Annotated in this window: 14 protein-coding genes; 8 read left to right on the top strand and 6 right to left on the bottom strand. The window is 44.1% G+C overall.

The window, feature by feature from the left end; all coding sequences use genetic code 11:
* Positions 1–45 precede the first annotated feature (45 nt).
* Both yaaA and AAA952_RS17295 read right to left on the bottom strand, forming a co-directional pair.
* Positions 46–819, bottom strand: a complete 774-nt coding sequence (gene yaaA / locus AAA952_RS17300; protein WP_219252020.1) for a peroxide stress protein YaaA — start codon at positions 817–819, stop codon at positions 46–48.
* Positions 820–948: 129 nt separating this feature from the next.
* Positions 949–2,391 (bottom strand): alanine/glycine:cation symporter family protein, encoded by a 1,443-nt coding sequence (locus AAA952_RS17295; RefSeq protein ID WP_113941318.1) that lies wholly within the window; start codon positions 2,389–2,391, stop codon positions 949–951.
* A gap of 428 nt (positions 2,392–2,819) precedes the next feature.
* Between AAA952_RS17295 and AAA952_RS17290 the strand changes: the two genes are divergently transcribed.
* The 5 genes from AAA952_RS17290 to AAA952_RS17270 all read left to right on the top strand — a co-directional run bounded on the left by AAA952_RS17290 (position 2,820) and on the right by AAA952_RS17270 (position 9,800).
* Positions 2,820–5,186 (top strand): phosphoketolase family protein, encoded by a 2,367-nt coding sequence (locus AAA952_RS17290; protein WP_113941319.1) that lies wholly within the window; start codon positions 2,820–2,822, stop codon positions 5,184–5,186.
* 238 nt (positions 5,187–5,424) lie between these two features.
* Entirely contained in the window at positions 5,425–6,534 is a 1,110-nt protein-coding gene (locus AAA952_RS17285; RefSeq protein ID WP_028760930.1) for an OmpA family protein, read from the top strand.
* 250 nt (positions 6,535–6,784) lie between these two features.
* Entirely contained in the window at positions 6,785–7,741 is a 957-nt protein-coding gene (gene tal / locus AAA952_RS17280) for a transaldolase (protein WP_338258688.1), read from the top strand.
* A 19-nt stretch (positions 7,742–7,760) separates the two neighbouring features.
* On the top strand, positions 7,761–9,398 hold the full coding sequence (pgi, locus tag AAA952_RS17275) for a glucose-6-phosphate isomerase (protein WP_338258687.1): 1,638 nt from the start codon (positions 7,761–7,763) through the stop codon (positions 9,396–9,398).
* Between the two features lie 216 nt (positions 9,399–9,614).
* Positions 9,615–9,800 (top strand): DUF3545 family protein, encoded by a 186-nt coding sequence (locus tag AAA952_RS17270; RefSeq protein ID WP_006080618.1) that lies wholly within the window; start codon positions 9,615–9,617, stop codon positions 9,798–9,800.
* 313 nt (positions 9,801–10,113) lie between these two features.
* Here the strand turns inward: AAA952_RS17270 and AAA952_RS17265 are convergent, their stop codons facing one another.
* From AAA952_RS17265 to AAA952_RS17250, 4 genes are all read right to left on the bottom strand, one after another.
* A complete protein-coding gene (locus AAA952_RS17265) occupies positions 10,114–10,650 on the bottom strand; it encodes a hemerythrin domain-containing protein (protein WP_105249947.1) in 537 nt (178 codons plus the stop codon).
* 236 nt (positions 10,651–10,886) lie between these two features.
* Complete coding sequence (locus AAA952_RS17260; RefSeq protein WP_338258686.1) at positions 10,887–11,621, bottom strand: hypothetical protein; 735 nt, start codon at positions 11,619–11,621, stop codon at positions 10,887–10,889.
* A complete protein-coding gene (locus tag AAA952_RS17255) occupies positions 11,614–12,219 on the bottom strand; it encodes a sigma-70 family RNA polymerase sigma factor (RefSeq protein WP_338258685.1) in 606 nt (201 codons plus the stop codon). The genes AAA952_RS17260 and AAA952_RS17255 overlap by 8 nt, the downstream gene beginning before the upstream one ends.
* A gap of 45 nt (positions 12,220–12,264) precedes the next feature.
* Positions 12,265–14,136, bottom strand: a complete 1,872-nt coding sequence (locus AAA952_RS17250; protein ID WP_263212690.1) for a vWA domain-containing protein — start codon at positions 14,134–14,136, stop codon at positions 12,265–12,267.
* Positions 14,137–14,368: 232 nt separating this feature from the next.
* Between AAA952_RS17250 and dauA the strand changes: the two genes are divergently transcribed.
* The 3 genes from dauA to purK all read left to right on the top strand — a co-directional run bounded on the left by dauA (position 14,369) and on the right by purK (position 17,995).
* The gene (gene dauA / locus AAA952_RS17245; RefSeq protein WP_338258684.1) at positions 14,369–16,132 is read left to right on the top strand and encodes a C4-dicarboxylic acid transporter DauA; all 1,764 of its coding nucleotides are present in this window, start codon (positions 14,369–14,371) and stop codon (positions 16,130–16,132) included.
* Between the two features lie 268 nt (positions 16,133–16,400).
* Positions 16,401–16,892 (top strand): 5-(carboxyamino)imidazole ribonucleotide mutase, encoded by a 492-nt coding sequence (purE, locus tag AAA952_RS17240; protein WP_028760937.1) that lies wholly within the window; start codon positions 16,401–16,403, stop codon positions 16,890–16,892.
* Positions 16,892–17,995, top strand: coding sequence for a 5-(carboxyamino)imidazole ribonucleotide synthase (purK, locus tag AAA952_RS17235; protein WP_338258683.1), 1,104 nt, complete (start codon positions 16,892–16,894; stop codon positions 17,993–17,995). The genes purE and purK overlap by 1 nt, the downstream gene beginning before the upstream one ends.
* Positions 17,996–17,999 lie beyond the last annotated feature (4 nt).

Below are 17,999 nucleotides of genomic sequence, written 5' to 3'. Positions count from 1 at the left end.
CAGCATTAGCTGTTCTCTATCAATTAACATCTTATCGATATTTCGCTATTGCTCTTCACGTAAAAACGTTGGATTTGTTGGGGAACTCTGCTCTTCACTATAATAATAACCAGCAACATTAAATGCTTTTAATTCATCTAAAGTGTCAATTTGATGCGTAATGAGATATCTCGCCATCATGCCTCTAGCACGCTTAGCAAAAAAACTGATCACTTTATATTGACCATTTTTACAATCTTTAAATATGGGTGAAATTAATTGCCCTTGAAGTTTTTTAGGCTTTATTGCTTTAAAATATTCATTAGATGCAAGATTGACAATAATATCACTACTCGTTTCAGCAAGCGTTTCATTTACCGCTTGAGTTAACGTCTCTCCCCAAAACTCATATAGGTTTTTACCTTTAGGATTAGAAAGTGCCGTGCCCATTTCTAAACGATAAGGCATAATTAAATCCAGCGGTCTGAGCAAACCGTAAAGTCCAGATAAAATACGTAGTTGTGACTGAGTTCGAGCAATTTCATCTTCAGACAATGTATCAGCATCAAAGCCAGTATACACATCGCCTCTAAAAGCAAAAATGGCCTGTTTTGCATTATCTAAACTAAAATCTGGCCGCCACTCCCCAAAACGTGCCGCATTTAAACCCGCAATTTTATCGCTCACCTTCATTAAAGTGGCGATGTCTGTAGGGGTCAATTGCCGACACACTTGGATCAACTCCTGACTATAAGTTAAAAAATCAGGTTGTGAATACACCTGCGTCAGTGGCGGCTGTTCAAAATCTAAGGTCTTCGCCGGCGAAACCAATATCAACATCAAAAACTCCCAACAGAAACAAAAATACATGCCTATGATACTGAACGAACATAAAAAAACCACGCTTTAACAGCGTGGTCTTTTCGATTACAACAATCAGTAATGCCTATTCTCGATGCGCTAGGCTAACTAAAGCTTTTTAGCCGGCACGAGACTGGTATCTTGCCAAATATCATCATCAAGCTGATCCATCAACTCAGGAAATTTACTACGATCGAATTCTGGAGTCTTACCCGCGTTGATCTGTTCGCGATAATCATTAATAACGCGAATTGCCAGGCCCGATAATAGTAATAGAGCAACAATGTTTACCGTCGCCATCAACCCCATCGAAACGTCAGCCAAGTTCCACACTAAACTTATCTTAGCGACGGCACCAAACATGACCATGCCAAGCACACACAAACGGAATAAAGGCAGTGCTTTGGTACTATTTCCCATTAAATACATCACATTTGTTTCAGCGTATGAGTAATTGGCTATGATGGATGTAAAGCAGAATAAGAAAATAGCCACCGCAATAAATGCGCCACCCCAGTCGCCAACATGTGCAGACATGGCATTAATGGTTAATCGAATCCCATCATCACTCGAGCCAATATCCCCTGATAGCAGGATTATCGCAGCCGTTGCAGTACAGATAACGATAGTATCCGCAAACACACCCATCATCTGCACAAAACCTTGGGATGCTGGATGATTAGGGTTAGGCGATGCACTTGCCGCGACATTCGCCGCACTGCCCATACCCGCTTCGTTCGAGAAAAGTCCACGAGCAATACCCGCTTGCATTGCCTGCGCGACAGTATAAGCCACGCCGCCAGCGGCAGCCTCTTGCCAACCAAAAGCACTTTTCACAATTAAGCTAATAATCGCAGGTAATTGTTCTAGGTTGAAAATAACGATAATGAAGGCTACAAGAATGTAGGCTAAGGCCATAATGGGGACAAGAAATTCAGATACTCGCGCGACTTTACGTAGACCACCGACAATCACAAATCCACTGGCAATAACTAGCCCAATCCCTACATAGGTTGGATTAAAACCAAATACTCGCTCCATGGCACCGGTAATAGTGTTAGCTTGTACTGCATTGAATACTAAACCAAAAGCAATGATCAAAAAGACAGCAAATAAAATGCCCATCCACTTCTGACCCAATCCTTTTTCCATGTAGTAGGAAGGTCCACCGCGGAACTGGCCATTATGATCTCGGACTTTATAAACCTGCGCTAAGGTTGATTCAACCATAGCAGTCGCCATACCTAAAATAGCGATAAGCCACATCCAAAATACTGCACCTGGACCCGCTGCACCAATAGCAACAGCAACACCGGCCATATTACCAGCACCGACACGGGCTGCCATACTCGTACAAAAGACTTGAAATGAAGAAAGACCGCTATCGCAACCTTGCCGACTCATGGTCATAACTTTGATGGAATGTTTAAAGTGGGTTAACTGAATAAAGGCAAGTCTAATGGTGAAATAGAGACCAGCTCCTACTAGTCCATATACTAACAACTTACCCCAAAGTAGCGCATTCAAAAAATTAACTATGGTTTCTAACATATTATTTTACTTCTTCCCGTAGCAAATGCTCCTCTAATTGCAATTAAAGGTACAACATCTGTGGTGAATGAATCCTTCCAAGTTAAAGGTAAGAATTTCGGTAGATTTATTTTTTCAAATTATCCTTCCGTGAATTTACAACATCACGGCTACCGAATTCAACGCAGCAAAATAGCACAGTATTCGAAATTGCTCATGTGATCAAGCTCGCGTTTGCACAGTTAAACGTCATTGACATCACGTCTTACAACACTAGCTAAGCTACTGTTAAAGCTAGATTAACAAAAGGTCTAAGTTGCGCTATTATTTTTAACAGCAAAAACAACTTTTAAAATTTGGATGTAGGGCACATTTTTGTAATAAAACTACAAATATAGTAACCCCATAGAAACTTCAATCATCTCTTGTTTGTTTTAGTGAGGCTTAACATGACACAAATACATGAAATCAATGCTCTGAAAAAGTACGTCAGAGCGACAAACTTTCTTGCGACCTCGCAAATTTACCTCAAACAAAACGTCTTACATAAACGTCCACTTGCCCATACTGATATCAAGCCACGTTTACTTGGCCATTGGGGTACCTGCCCAGGCATTAACTTTGTCTATGCCAACATTAACCGCTTGATAGTGAAGCATAACCGCTCTTTTATCTATTTAGTCGGTCCAGGCCATGGTTTTCCCGCTGTACAAGCAAACTTATTCATTGAAGGCTCTTTAAGTCATTTCTACCCAGAAACTATTCCCTACAATGAAACTGGCATCGAAGATATTTGTAAGAAGTTTTCTGCCGCTTATGGTTATCCTTCACATGCAAACCCTGAAGCACCTGGACAAATTCTTGAAGGTGGCGAATTAGGCTACTCACTCTCAGTAGGCTGGGGGGCAGTATTAGATAATCCAGATCTGATCGCAACCGTCTTAATTGGTGACGGCGAAGCAGAAACGGGACCATTAGCCGCATCTTGGTATGCAAACCGCTTAGTTTCACCTGCGACCAGCGGTGCAGTATTGCCAATTGTGCATATTAACGGCTATAAGATTTCCGGTCCTACCCGCATGGGACGTATGAGCCATGAAGAACTGGATCTTGAATTCCGTGGTCTTGGCTATTTCCCCATCATAGTTGATAACGAATTAGAAGAAGATATCTATGTGCAGATGACAAACGCCATGGATACCGCTTATACCATGATCAATGACATTCAACGTCGAGCACGCAGTGGCGAAGATGTAGTTAAACCAAAATGGCCAGTCATTTTAATGCGCACAGCCAAAGGTTGGACTGGTGTCAGTGAATATAAAGGTAAGAAATTAGAAGGTAACTGCGAATCGCATCAAGTAATCGTCAATAAATGTGCTACTGATAAGGGCCATTTAGATGCACTGGATAATTGGCTTGCCAGTTACGACTTCCAAGAACTCTATCAAATGAATGAAAAAGGCGAACTGATTTTTGATGCCGACATTTGTTCATTAATCCCGCCCAAGCAACTTGCCTGTGGCCGTCAACATTTAACCTATGGCGGAGAAGTCGTTAGAGCATTATCCAATCCAGATCTTGAAAAACTCAGCTATGGACCAGAAGTACCACGTGGTCAACGTGGCTATTCAATGTTAAAAATGGGCGAATGGATGCGCGATGCATTCAAGTTAAACCGCGACCAACGTAATCTACGTATTTTTAGTCCTGACGAAACCTATTCAAATCAACTACAAGCTGTATTTGAAGAAACCGATCGTGCATGGCAGTGGCCAATTGAGAGTTGGGATGAAGATATGTCCCGTGAAGGTCGAGTCATTGAACTGCTTTCTGAAAACTTGCTTTTTGGCATGCTACATGGATACACAGTAACAGGCCGCCACGGCATGCTACCCACCTACGAAGCATTCTCACAAGTTATCTCATCGATGGCCGATCAGTACTGTAAATATGTCTACGCCAGCCAAGGCGTACATTTCCGTAAGCCACTGCCAGCCTGTAATGTCGTATTATCTTCATTACTTGAGCGCCAAGATCATAATGGCTATTCACATCAAAACCCATCTTTCCTTGGGGCTATGCTGGAGAAACATCCAAAAATAATCTCGGCTTACTTACCCGCAGATGCCAACAGCACATTGGTTTATACAGAACGAGCCTTCGCTGACCGTGACAAACTCAATATTCTGGTTGCAGGTAAAAAAGAGTTACCACAATGGCTAAGCTTGGAAGAAGCGCGTAAACAAACGAAAGACGGCGTAATGGTGTGGGATTTTGCCTCAGATGAGAATCCCGATATTGTGCTGGCAGGTTGTGGTGATTATGTCACTCAAGAATGTATGGCTTCTTTAGTATTAATCAGAGAACTCCTTCCAAGAGTGAAAATCCGCTTCGTTAGTGTCACTGAATTAAGCAGTGATGGCTTAGGTAGCCGTAAATTTAAAGAAAAACCTTGGTTAATGGACGAAATATTTACTCAAGATAAAGGCGTGGTATTCAACTACCATGGTTACCCAAATACAATCAAAAAGTTAATTTTTGATTACAAAGGCAGCCGTCGCTTCAGAATTAAAGGCTACGAAGAAGAAGGTTCAACAACAACGCCATTTGATATGGGTGTTCGTAACGGTACATCACGCTATCACCTTGTAATTGATATGGCTTACAAGCTGTTCCAACAGGGCGTTATTGATGAAACTATGCACGTCTCTATTACCACTGATATGCTGCAAAGATTAGTTGACCACCGCAACTATATTAAAGCAAATGGTGTAGACCCAGTAGAAATCGAAAATTGGGTATGGACACGTTAATAGAAACATCTAATTAACATTAGGTTGTAATTTAAAGGCATTCTTCGGAGTGCCTTTTTTGCATTAAAAATACCAGTTACGGAATGGCAACCTTTAAAAGGTTGATCTTAATACTGGAAAAAGTTAACAAACCAAGTGATAATTAACCGCTGGCTAAAATATCAAAGGATCCCCACACTAAGTGCTAGCAATGTTTTGCACAAAACCAGCAAAGCATATTGGTGGAGAATCATAATCAATGGACGTAAATAAAATGATGAAGAACACATTAAAAGTAGTATTACTGACATCTCTGCTTCCACTCGCAGCCAGCGCATCTCAGGAACTTACACCTTGGTATGTTGGTGCCGGTTTAGGCGTTAATAACTATGAGCACGTTGCCACTCAGAACGGTGAAGACAGTCCATACGCTTGGGATGTTTTCGCAGGCTACATGTTCAACGATTACTTCGGTGCTGAAATCGGCTTCCGTGATTTAGGTAATGCAGATTGGAACGCAGCGGGTATCAGCAATGATGCAAGCGTAAAAGGTTCTACACTTGGTCTAGTTGGTATTTGGCCACTAGCTAACCGCTGGAGCCTATCAGCTGAAGCTGGGGCAATGTACTATTCACTCGAAAACAGCCAAAACAATGGTGTAACTTCGAGCAAATACAGTACAAATGATTTTGCTCCATATTTAGGTGCTGGTGTTGGTTATAACTTCACTGACAACTTAAAATTACAAGCTAAATATCGTCGTTATGAAAACTTAAATGATGATTACAATATTGTTGAAGCTGATAGCAACTACTGGGGTCTAGAACTGAGCTACCGTTTCGGAACTCCAGTTGCAGCAGCTCCAGTTGCCGCAGCAGTCGTTGCAGCAGCACCTGTTGATTCTGACAACGATGGCGTTTACGACGACAAAGATCAATGTCCAGCAACACCAGCAACTCACAAAGTTGACTCTGTTGGCTGTACTATCTATGAAAACGTGAAGAACAAAGAAGACGTAGGTTCAATCCAGTTTGCTAACGATTCTGCTGTAGTTAAAAATGTTTACTACAAAGACATCGAAAGATTAGCTAACTATTTGAACAAAAACCCAGCTTTCACTGTTGAAATCGCAGGTCACGCCTCAAATGTAGGTAAACCAGAATACAACATGGAATTGTCTGACAAACGTGCTGACGCCGTTGCCAAGATTCTTGTAGAGAAATATGGTATCAGCGGAAGCCGCGTAACTTCTAACGGTTACGGTGTTACTCAGCCATTGGTTGCTGGTGATTCAAAAGAAGCTCACGCTGCGAACCGTCGCATCGAAGCTATCGTGACTACCACAACAAAACAACCTGTTCTGAAGTAATAGTACTTACTGAAGTAAAAAAGTCGCTGCTTGCAGCGACTTTTTGTTTTTGTGGGGTATACACTAGGACAAGCGACGCCCTCTACTGCAGCCAAGATGATAGCCCGTAGCTCGAGCCATACCTTAATAGACATAAAATTGTCATTTTTGTAATTTTTTTACATTCAAGGTTGGAAAAGTTGGCAAAATCGCTTCTAATAGTCATCAGTGAATTCCGAGTTAAAACTGCTACCTGAGAAGGATGTTTTTCATGGCCAATACATTAGAGCAACTCAAGTTATATACCACTATCGTCGCTGACACAGGCGACATCGAAGCGATTAAACGCTACCAACCTGAAGATGCGACCACTAATCCATCACTCATCTTGAAAGCGGCTCAAATTCCTGAATATGAATCCCTTATAGTTAACGCTATCGACTGGGCAAAATCACAAAGTACCGATCTCGTGCAGCAACTTGATGATGCCAGCGACAAACTAGCGGTCAATATCGGCGTAGAAATACTGAAACTCGTTCCTGGCCGTATTTCAACTGAAGTTGATGCCCGTTTATCATTCGATAAAGAAAAATCAATCGCTAAAGCCCATAAATTGGTTCGCCTATATAAAGAAGCGGGTGTAGATAAATCACGCATCCTGATCAAACTCGCTTCAACTTGGGAAGGCATTTGTGCCGCTAAAGAACTAGAGCAAGAAGGCATCAACTGCAACTTAACTCTACTATTTAGCTTTGCTCAAGCGCGTGCGTGTGCCGAAGCGGGTGCTTATCTCATTTCTCCTTTTGTAGGCCGCATACTTGATTGGTACAAAAAAGATACGGGTAAAGATTACAATGCCGTAAATGACCCTGGTGTCATTTCAGTGACTGAAATTTATAACTACTACAAACAACACGGTTTTGACACTGTTGTTATGGGTGCAAGTTTCCGTAATATCGGTGAAATTATTGAGCTAGCAGGTTGCGATCGTCTGACCATTGGCCCTTCTCTATTAGAAGAACTGGCTAATTCGCAAGTTGACATCACACCTAAACTGGTTGCAGCAACGACCACTGTCGCTGCAGAACCCCCATTGACTGAAGCACAATTCCGTTGGGACTTTAACCAAGATCCAATGGCGGTTGATAAGCTTGCCGAAGGCATTCGAAACTTTGCGATAGACCAAGGTAAGCTCGAAGTCATGCTCACGGCTAAGCTCGCGAACTAAGCACTCTGGAGACGGTGAAATGACACTCTTGACCCAAAGCTCAACATGGCAAGCTTTATCAGCACACAGTAAAAATGTTCCGCATATGCGGGAATTGTTTGCAACTGACGCGGCACGTTTCAATAAAATGTCGCTATCAGCCTGTGGTTTATTACTCGATTACTCTAAAAACAGAGCAACAGCGGAAACGCTGGATCTGTTATTTGCGTTGGCAAGCAATAGCCAACTTGAAGCAAAAATCAAAGCGATGTTTGCAGGTGAAATCATTAACACCACAGAGAAGCGCGCCGTACTGCACACAGCGCTTCGCAGTACTGCAGAACAATCGATTATTGCCGAGGGTCAAGACATAGTTCCTGAAGTTCAACAAACTCTAGATAAGATGCAAGGGTTTGTGAGCTCAGTGACATCAGGTCAATGGAAAGGTTACACAGGTAAAGCGATAACCGATATTGTAAGTATTGGTATTGGCGGCTCTTTCCTAGGCCCCAAAATCGTCTCTCAAGCATTGCGCCCTTATTGGAACCCCGAATTAAATTGTCACTTTGTGGCAAACGTCGACGGGACTTCTATTAGTGAGAAGCTGAAGTTATTGGATCCTGAAACGACCTTGTTCATCATGTCATCCAAATCTTTCGGGACACAGGAAACCTTAACCAATACCCTCACCGCAAGAGACTGGTTCCTAGCGAAAGGCGGTTTGCAGTCTGATGTGGCAAAACACTTTGTCGCAGTCACTTCAAACGTGGCAAAAGCGACAGATTTTGGCATCGATGCAAACAATATTTTCCCTATGTGGGATTGGGTTGGTGGCCGTTACTCTCTCTGGTCAGCGATTGGCTTGCCGATTGCACTTTTGATCGGTATGGATAACTTCAGGGCTCTACTCACGGGGGCGCATCAGATGGATGAGCACTTCGCCACAGCGCCACTGACTGAGAATATGCCAGTTATCATGGGATTACTCTCCCTATGGTACGGAAACTTCTTTAATGCTCAATCCCATGTCGTATTAACCTACGATCATTATCTGCGAGGCCTACCCGCTTACTTCCAGCAGCTCGATATGGAAAGTAACGGTAAGTCAGTCACCTTAAATGGTACTGATGTTGACTACAGCACAGGTCCCGTCATTTGGGGGGGCGAAGGCACTAATGGCCAGCATGCCTACCACCAGTTATTACATCAAGGTACCGCACTGATCCCTGCCGATTTCATTATGCCGCTGCAAAGCCATAATCCTATCGGTGAGCACCATGACCAATTAGCGTCAAACTGCTTCGGTCAAACCCAGGCCTTAATGCAAGGTCGTACTTTTGATGAAGCTTTAGCCGAACTTGCTAATAGCGCATTATCCACCACAGAGAAGCAGCTGATCGCTCAACATAAAGTCATGCCTGGTAACAAGCCGAGCAATACCTTACTTATGGATAAGCTCACTCCAAGTACCCTAGGCGCTTTAATTGCCTTGTATGAACATAGAACCTTCGTTCAAGGTGCTATTTGGGATATCAACTCCTTCGATCAATGGGGTGTAGAACTCGGTAAGAATCTCGGTAACGATGTGTTAGCACGCATTGGCGCAGAGCAAGATTCCGATGCTTTAGATGCCTCAAGCAACGCATTGATTAACCTTTATCGACAAGGCAAAATCTAATCGAACAAAAAGCCAGCAATTGCTGGCTTTTTAATTCTACCCCGTTCTTTTTATTAAATTTTTCTGCTTAACTCCTCTCTACTTCTGCATATAACATCAATGACATATCACTCAAAGTTCATTTCAACTTAACACAAATGAAACATAATTCTTGCACCCTGTTTTAAAAATATGTTATTTAATCGCTGACAAAACATACAACAACAGGAGGTTGCCATGGATCGTTTAGATTATGGTTGTGCGCTAGATGAAGTCGTTGAAAGACCCGATCGTTCGCGAGGCTCCAATAAAAAGCGTAAATGGCGTGAGATCGAAGCGTTAAAAGATAAGCATCGTTTGCTCAAAGAACTCCAAGAAATCGATAATAACTTTAACTACGACATTGATGCTATCCAGTTGTAATTACATGTTTATATGAGCTAGTTATCATTTCAAACATGAATAGAAAAGCGCCCTTCGGCGCTTTTTTACTTACAACTATTGGAGCAAACAGAATATAAGCGGGGTATGACCTTACGAGCCGGAGCTTTAAAAAAACACATAAAAAAACCAGTAAGTTACGATAAAAACCAACGTCATCGACACCGATAATACTTTACAAATCCCAACCAACTTTGGCTCACGAGACATCGCCGTCAGAATCAAAAATGTGCTCCTCAGCCGTATAAAAACACCAGCTTAAGCCCACAACATGGACCCAATAAACTAAAGAGTATTAGTCAGATGCTGTGAGATAAACCCGTAAATCTTCAAATTCTTTCTGCTCTCGATCAAGAAACAAAGGATCATCGATTAGCGATTTCTGACACTCTAACTCAATAACTTGCCAATCTTGCTCAGTTAAACTTTTGGCTAACAAAGGAAATATTTCCCGTTCCTCCATCTGCATATGTCGCTCTTGCAATGCGACATACTCTGCAAAATCAACAATCAGTTTCTCGCGGGCAACCACAATATCACTGAGGATCAAGTTTAAAGTCGCCATCAAGGTGGCCGAGGATTGGATCACCGACTCATGTTCGGCACTCAATTTATCGATAGTATCGTTCGTTTTATGGGCTAGGTAGTAGGCATAAATAATGTCTTCAATGGGATGATGGCAACGTTCAGCATATCCTTGCATATATTCAACAATATCGCGCACGACGCTGAAGTTGATTGACTCACCTTCGGATAGTTTCATCTGCTTGTTTTTTAAAACATTTAGCAATACAGCTATATGTTTATGATCATGCATGAGTCTTTTAAGCATAATGCCTCCTGAATATGGGTCTGACGATTGATACTAGCCAAGTCGTGAACTAACACCAATATAACAGGCTAAAACCTGTTCACTTTATGATGTTGATCAAGTAAATCACATACCAAACAGTAAACAGACCACAAACATTAGCACGTCTCGGCATATTTCAGGGAAATTTAGCTGTTTATCTCACCACTTTGCGATTTCTAATCACTTTTTTATTCGTAAATACCACAACCACATAGTCATTTGGCAAGCTGATGTAATTGCTGTTGTAGCTTTTTAAACTCAAGTCTTAATACTTGCTGCGATTCGATTTGCTGCGCTTCATCGACATCCTTAACTGCAAGATACGGGTAATCCTTGAGAAGTTTTTGTTCAAGCACTAATGCTTGCTCAGTCTCCTTCGCTTCGATGAGGACTTGTAACCGATGTAAATACTCAGTCAATGACACTTGGTTGATTTCAGCAGGCTCAGATAATTTTGGTGCATTCATAGACCTTGCAGCGATAGCGGGGCTAATTGCATCCTGCTGCTCAGTTGCTCCCAATGCGGCTTTAGCTTGCTGCATTTCCGTCTGTCTTTTATGTTCAGCCACGGCTTCTGTTTGCATGTTTAAAGATTGCATCGCTTCAGTATCAGCCATTCTTGCCATCGTTTGTGGCGCAGGGGCACTCATCACCATAGGACTTGGAGCAAGTGCATCTTCGACTTGAGGTCGATTCAGCACCAGCAGACCAACAACAAGCACTAACGATGCCGCGCTCGATAACGCCCAAGGATGGCGTCGCCAGACGGAACTTGGCGCTTCAACGGCGGTTATTTTGCTTTGATGCATTTCAGCTAAGTGAGTTTGCGCCAGCTGTAAGATATCTTGATCAAGTTGCTGCGGTGGAACCTCTAAGGCCTGTTGGCGATACCAAGCCAGCACTTCCTGTTGTAATGCGCGCTCATCAGCACTTGAAGAAGAATTACTCATGACCCGCCTCCTGCCATTTCGCGCTGACACAATCTTTTAGGCTTTGGTAAGCATAACGAATACGGCTTTTAGTCGCTTCTAAGGTCACGCCCGCAATGTCGCTAATGATGGCAGCCGTAAAACCCATTTCAATATTCAGGATAAATGCCTCTTTCTGAACTTGGGGTAACAGTGCGATACAGGTCTTTAGCAATAAGCTCTTTTGCGCTTCTTGCCACTGCACATCGGGTTTATCTTGCGCACCCGCCACAAAAGTATCGAGCCCTACATCATCTTCATCAATAGCGACAAAATCCACGGGCTTAACCGCCCGCACATGATCAATCAATAAGTTATGAGCGATACGATACAACCAGGTAGTAAACTTAGCACTGGCTTCGTAGTTAGCCGCAGCGCGGATCACCCGCCCCCAGGTTTCTTGATACAAATCTTCAGCTAACTGCTTATCACCTAACTGGCGTACAAAGTAGCGATAGAGTGCACCTTTGTGCTTCAGGTATAACTGTTCAAATGCTTTTGAATCGCCCTTGGCATAGCACAACATCAATTGCTCATCTGAGTGCTCATGGTTTGATAATTGCGCTATTGCTAATGCCACGGGAAATTCCTCATCATTGGGGTTAGCCCCACGAATTTACTTTTACTATTGTAATCTCTCATTGCGCGTATTGCTCTTGTCTCTCACTGGCTCGCCATGAAGCTTATCTTGGGGAGGAAAAGGTTTATCCGTACCATCGAATACCTTCTTAATCGGCACATGATTAGATTGCTCTATGGCCGCAGCGGTTTCCATTAATTGCACAAACTCATGGCGATAGCCAAAGGGATCGTCCCCTAATGCAGAACGTGCTAACTGGCTTAACTTAGTATAATCAAATTGATGTAGATAATGGCTGCCATTCAGTAATTGCCCTAATCCTGCAACTGCTGCTGCAAATCTAAAATCATCACTCGCTTGTTCTAACAGCTTAACATTTTGGTCTAACCTGATGGGATAACTCAGTAACTGACTCTGTGTTTGCTCTGGCAACTTGTATCTCAGTTTAAGGAAAGCGATTTCTTCACGGCTGTATTTTTCTTGCCCCGTTTGAGCATCAACGCCATATCTGAGTTTATCATTCGCCATCTGCCCTGCTTCAACATATCTTAATTCATATAAGGCAGTCACTGTATGACCCGCGCCAATTTCGCCCGCATCCACCTTATCGTTGTTGAAATCCTCCCGTGCTAAAGCACGATTCTCATAACCAATTAGACGATACTCAGACACTAAGGCCGGATTAAACTCCACTTGCACTTTGACGTCTTTAGCAATAGTGAACAAGCTTGAACTTAACTCGTCCACCAGCACTTTTCGCGCTTCATTCAGGGTATCGATATAGGCATAGTTGCCATTGCCCTTATCCGCTAATTGCTCCATGAGTTGATCGTTGTAATTCCCCAAACCAAACCCTAAGGTTGTCAGGCCAATACCATGATCTTTTTCCTTCTCAATCAAGGCAATCAAATCATCAAAATCTGTCATACCAACGTTGAAATCACCATCAGTCGCGAGGATGACTCGATTAATACCATGGGGGATGAAATGCTTTGTCGCCAATTGATAAGCTTGTGTGATTCCTTGCCCACCATTGGTTGAACCACCTGCGCTCAATTGCTCTAACGCATAGGTTAAAGTTTGAGTGTCATTCCCCGACGCGCCATCGAGCACCACACCAGCAGCCCCAGCATAAACCACAATAGAAACTTTATCCTGCGCGCTTAATTGCGCCGTCAGCAACTTGAGTGCTGTTTGCAGTAAAGGCAATTTATCGGCAGATGCCATAGAACCTGACACATCGAGCAAAAAGACTAAGTTCCTCGCGCCTAACTGAGATTTAGCTAAGTCATACCCTTTAAGACCAATCCGTAACAGCATCATGTCATCGTTATAAGGGGATGGCGCAAGCTCTGTCGTAACGCTAAACGGCGCGGCATTTTTAGCAGGTAAGGGATAATCGTAGGCAAAATAATTGAGCATTTCCTCGACTCTGACTGTACCTTTCTCGGGCAAGCGCCCTTCCCTCAGCATCCGCCTTAAGGTGGCATAACTGCCAGTATCAACATCGATGGAAAAAGTCGATACTGGGATTTCTCCTGCCACCATGATGCCATTTTGCACCAGCGGCTCGAATTTATTTTGTGCTAACGGAATCGCGGCATAGTCTGACGGCATTGGGGCTATGTTCATTCCCATCACTGCACCATGGGTAGACATTTGCATCGGCGCCGCGACTCTGGCCATCTCAATCTTAGTAGCATCACGCATTTCAGCACGGCGCAGTGACACTTCTTTATTATTCTGTTCGGCTTGCAGCTCCGCTTGTCGTTGTTGAGCCTCAGAGCCTTTACCGCCACAGGCCGTTAAACTCAGCATGACTAAGAATAAAGCTGCGCTATTGCTCGCCGATATGCTGGCGTTTCCCCAAGGTAATAAGGAATGTGCAATGGTTTTCTGGAAGTATATTGTTTTCATGTTGAATGCCTTTGATGTTGACCTAAGGCTGTAAACGGCGCAAATGACTAAAAGGGTTAAAGTATCAAAATATTTTACAAACCACTCTTAAATGAGAATCAAACAGCCTCCAAGCACACTATTTATACAAAACAAAGTATTTTCAATCGTTTTTGCAATCAAGCTCACACTGCGTCTTGTATCAGGTCACTAAAATAGAAGCTTGTTACTCGCCTCGCTATGGGACCCACTCGTGTCACACTCAGCTCATTTGTTTTCCCTAAGAATCGCCCACGCACTCACAGAAGCTTGCGTGAAGGATAAGTATTCGTTTAAACGTTTTGGGCAAGATCTTCTTGCAGGTCTCACTGTCGGCATTATTGCCATTCCGTTAGCAATGGCATTAGCCATTGCCAGTGGAGTTGCACCTCAATACGGTTTATACACTGCGATTGTCGGCGGCTTTATTATCGCCATATCCGGCGGCTCACGTTATAGCGTGTCAGGCCCGACAGCGGCATTCGTAGTATTGCTCTATCCGATAGCCCAACAATTTGGTTTAGCAGGATTATTAATCGCGACTGTGATGTCCGGAATGATACTCGTCGGCATGGCAATGCTGCGACTTGGCCGATTAATTTTGTATATCCCTGAATCCGTCACTTTAGGCTTTACCGCGGGGATAGGTGTCGTCATCGCGACCTTGCAGCTCAAAGATTTTTTCGGACTCGATATAGCCCAGATGCCAGAGCAATATCTGGCTAAGTTGATGACATTAGCTCAAGCCCTACCCTCGGTGCATTTACCTAGCCTACTGGTAGCATCCGCGACCTTAGCGACTATGCTACTTTGGCCAAAACTCAAAACACCCGTGCCAGCGCACCTTCCAGCTATTATACTCGGCACTATGTTCGCCTTGGTTCTCAATGCCATGGGTGCAGATATAGAAACCATAGGAACCCGTTTTCACTATCAACTGAGTGATGGCACCACAGGCATGGGAATTCCTGCCGTATTACCCAGTTTCGAATGGCCTTGGCTGCAAGCTGGAGCGAATGGCCAAGCGTTTCAGTTTAATCTCGCGACCTTTCAAGCTTTATTACCAGTCGCCTTTGCCATTGCCATGTTAGGCGCAATTGAATCGCTACTGTGTGCAGTGGTGCTCGATGGCATGACAGGTAAACGTCACAGTGCCAACAGTGAATTACTAGGGCAAGGTATAGGTAATATCATCACACCGTTTTTTGGCGGTATACCGGCCACTGCAGCAATTGCCCGTAGCGCGGCAAACGTCAAAGCGGGAGCTCAGAGCCCGATAGCGGCCATGATCCACGCCATAGTAGTCTTAATTGGTTTAGTCGCCTTAGCGGGCGTATTAGCTTATTTGCCCATGTCAGCCATGGCAGCCCTGCTACTTGTTGTGGCTTGGAACATGAGTGAAGCCCACAAGGCACTACATTTAATTAAAACTGCGCCCACCAGCGATATCATGGTTTTTGTCAGTTGTTTTTCATTAACGGTTATTTTCGACATGGTGATCGCCATCAGTGTGGGAATTATCCTTGCTGCCTTGCTGTTTATGAAAGAAATTGCCGAGATGACAAAGCTTTACGATATCAGCACCAACAAGCGTTATGTGGATCAAGAGCTACCTGCCGATTGGGCTGTCCTTAAAATTAACGGGCCGCTATTCTTCGCTGCTGCTGACCGCATTTTCTCCGAAATCGCGAGTCTCACCGAAGATAAACAAGTGATAGTGCTTTATCTCGATGGAGTATCTATTCTGGATGCGGGAGGATTAGCCGCACTGACGAAACTGATTGAAAAATGCAAAGCGAATAAAACTAAGCTCATTATCGCCGATCTGCAGTTCCAGCCCATCCGAACGCTGGCGAGAGCGAAGATCCAGCCAATTGAAGGTGTATTGAAGTTTTACTCGACCCTACGTGAGGCAATGACAGAAGCGCCAGTCATCACTCAGCAAACAGAAATCACTGCGGATAAGCAGACACAGTAAACCAGTAGCACGATCTCAGGGCTTAATGTTGCTGACTTATCTCAAAGGCCAACCTCAGTGTTGGTCTTTTTTATTGCTCCATCACCTCACCTATTCATCGCAGCGAAAGACGTTTTTTCACACGCAAAAACGGGCAGAAATCGCTAGGATCATGGTATTATTCAGCGCCATGATGCTAGCTACCGATGACGGCTAGACAAGCATCAACTGTACCTAGACCTGAAACAAGGTCAAAATATAATTAAAATTAGTGAGTTAAGGAGTTATCATGCAAGCCCTTGTTGCTGTTGTTATGGGTTCTAAAAGTGATTGGCCCACGATGGAAGCCGCCGCTGAGATAATGGATAAACTGCAAGTGCCTTATCATGTTGAAGTGGTTTCCGCCCATAGAACGCCAGATAAACTCATGGAGTTTGCAGCCTCTGCCGCCGAACGTGGTTTTAAAATCATCATTGGTGGCGCAGGTGGTGCAGCGCACTTACCCGGTATGATTGCCTCTAAAACTCGCTTACCCGTATTAGGTGTACCAGTCCAAAGTAAAGCCCTGTCAGGTATGGATAGTTTATTGTCTATCGTTCAAATGCCAAAAGGCATCGCCGTCGGCACCTTAGCCATAGGCACAGCGGGCGCATTCAATGCGGGATTATTGGCCTGCCAAATCCTTGCGAATAACGATGCAGAATTAGCGGCTCGTGTTGACGCTTTCAGAGAAGAACAGACCCGTGCGGTACTGGACAATCCAGACCCGAGGGAAGTCTAATGACCCAGACAAACACTAAACCTAAGGTTTGGGTATTAGGTAATGGTCAGCTGGGCGCCATGTTGACCCACGCTGGTGAGCCATTAGCGATTGAAGTTAACGCCGTCGATATCATGACACCTACGGATGACATTCTGCCACTCGCGCCCCACGACATTATTACCGCCGAGCGCGAACAGTGGCCAGAGTCCGCGCTGAGTTTACAACTCAGCTCACACCCCCATTTTGTTAATGGTCCGGTATTTAGACGTTTAGCCGACCGTTTTAGCCAAAAAAGTCTACTCGACCAGCTCAGTGTTCCCACAGCGCCTTGGACCTTAGTCGACGATAACACCCAAGTCGATACCCTGTATCAGCACTATGGTCCTAGAGTCTTGATGAAACGCCGTACTGGGGGTTATGACGGTAAAGGTCAACATTGGCTAAAAGAAGCCGAAGCGGGTGATATTCCAAACGATTGGCGTAACCTTGCGATTGCTGAGCAAGCAATTAATTTTGATGAAGAAGTATCATTGGTTGGCGTGCGTACTCGCGAAGGCGAATGCGTGTTTTATCCGCTGACGCTGAACTTACATCAGGACGGCATTTTAATGGCGTCGATTTCGCCACTGGCACGCTTAAGCCCTTTGCAAGCCCAAGCCGAAACTATGCTCAGCGCTATTATGCACGAACTTGAATACGTTGGCGTAATGGCGATGGAATGCTTCCGTGTTGGCGATGAGCTACTGGTGAATGAGCTGGCGCCGCGAGTGCACAACTCTGCCCATTGGACTCAAGCCGGAACCCATATGGATCAATTCCAGCTGCATCTTAGAGCACTTTGCGGAATTGCGATCCCACAGCCACAAGTGAATTTTCAGTGTGTTATGGTCAACCTTATCGGTATCGATAATGACCCTCGCTGGTTAAGTTTGCCCAATGCTGAGTTGTACTGGTACAACAAAGAAGTTCGCCCGGGTCGTAAAGTCGGACATTTAAACCTATCAGTGCCACATCAAACTGTGCTCAACCAGAGCATAGCCGCACTGCAAACTTGGATGCCAATCCAATACCAAGCACCATTAGCTTGGATATTGGCCGAATACGCAGAAAATTCGTGTTAATTCA

The organism is Shewanella sp. M-Br (genome assembly GCF_036245925.1).
Lineage (GTDB): Bacteria > Pseudomonadota > Gammaproteobacteria > Enterobacterales > Shewanellaceae > Shewanella > Shewanella oncorhynchi.
Note: the sequence above shows the minus strand (reverse complement) of the source record. Positions and strands in the feature narration are given on the sequence as shown.

Coding starts and splice junctions, on each gene's coding strand:
- AAA952_RS17260 (WP_338258686.1), bottom strand. CDS start 11,621: ATGAGTAATTCTTCTTCAAGTGCTGATGAGCGCGCATTACAACAGGAA.
- AAA952_RS17290 (WP_113941319.1), top strand. CDS start 2,820: ATGACACAAATACATGAAATCAATGCTCTGAAAAAGTACGTCAGAGCG.
- yaaA (WP_219252020.1), bottom strand. CDS start 819: ATGTTGATATTGGTTTCGCCGGCGAAGACCTTAGATTTTGAACAGCCG.
- AAA952_RS17270 (WP_006080618.1), top strand. CDS start 9,615: ATGGATCGTTTAGATTATGGTTGTGCGCTAGATGAAGTCGTTGAAAGA.
- AAA952_RS17250 (WP_263212690.1), bottom strand. CDS start 14,136: ATGAAAACAATATACTTCCAGAAAACCATTGCACATTCCTTATTACCT.
- AAA952_RS17265 (WP_105249947.1), bottom strand. CDS start 10,650: ATGCTTAAAAGACTCATGCATGATCATAAACATATAGCTGTATTGCTA.
- purK (WP_338258683.1), top strand. CDS start 16,892: ATGACCCAGACAAACACTAAACCTAAGGTTTGGGTATTAGGTAATGGT.
- tal (WP_338258688.1), top strand. CDS start 6,785: ATGGCCAATACATTAGAGCAACTCAAGTTATATACCACTATCGTCGCT.
- pgi (WP_338258687.1), top strand. CDS start 7,761: ATGACACTCTTGACCCAAAGCTCAACATGGCAAGCTTTATCAGCACAC.
- purE (WP_028760937.1), top strand. CDS start 16,401: ATGCAAGCCCTTGTTGCTGTTGTTATGGGTTCTAAAAGTGATTGGCCC.
- AAA952_RS17295 (WP_113941318.1), bottom strand. CDS start 2,391: ATGTTAGAAACCATAGTTAATTTTTTGAATGCGCTACTTTGGGGTAAG.
- AAA952_RS17285 (WP_028760930.1), top strand. CDS start 5,425: ATGGACGTAAATAAAATGATGAAGAACACATTAAAAGTAGTATTACTG.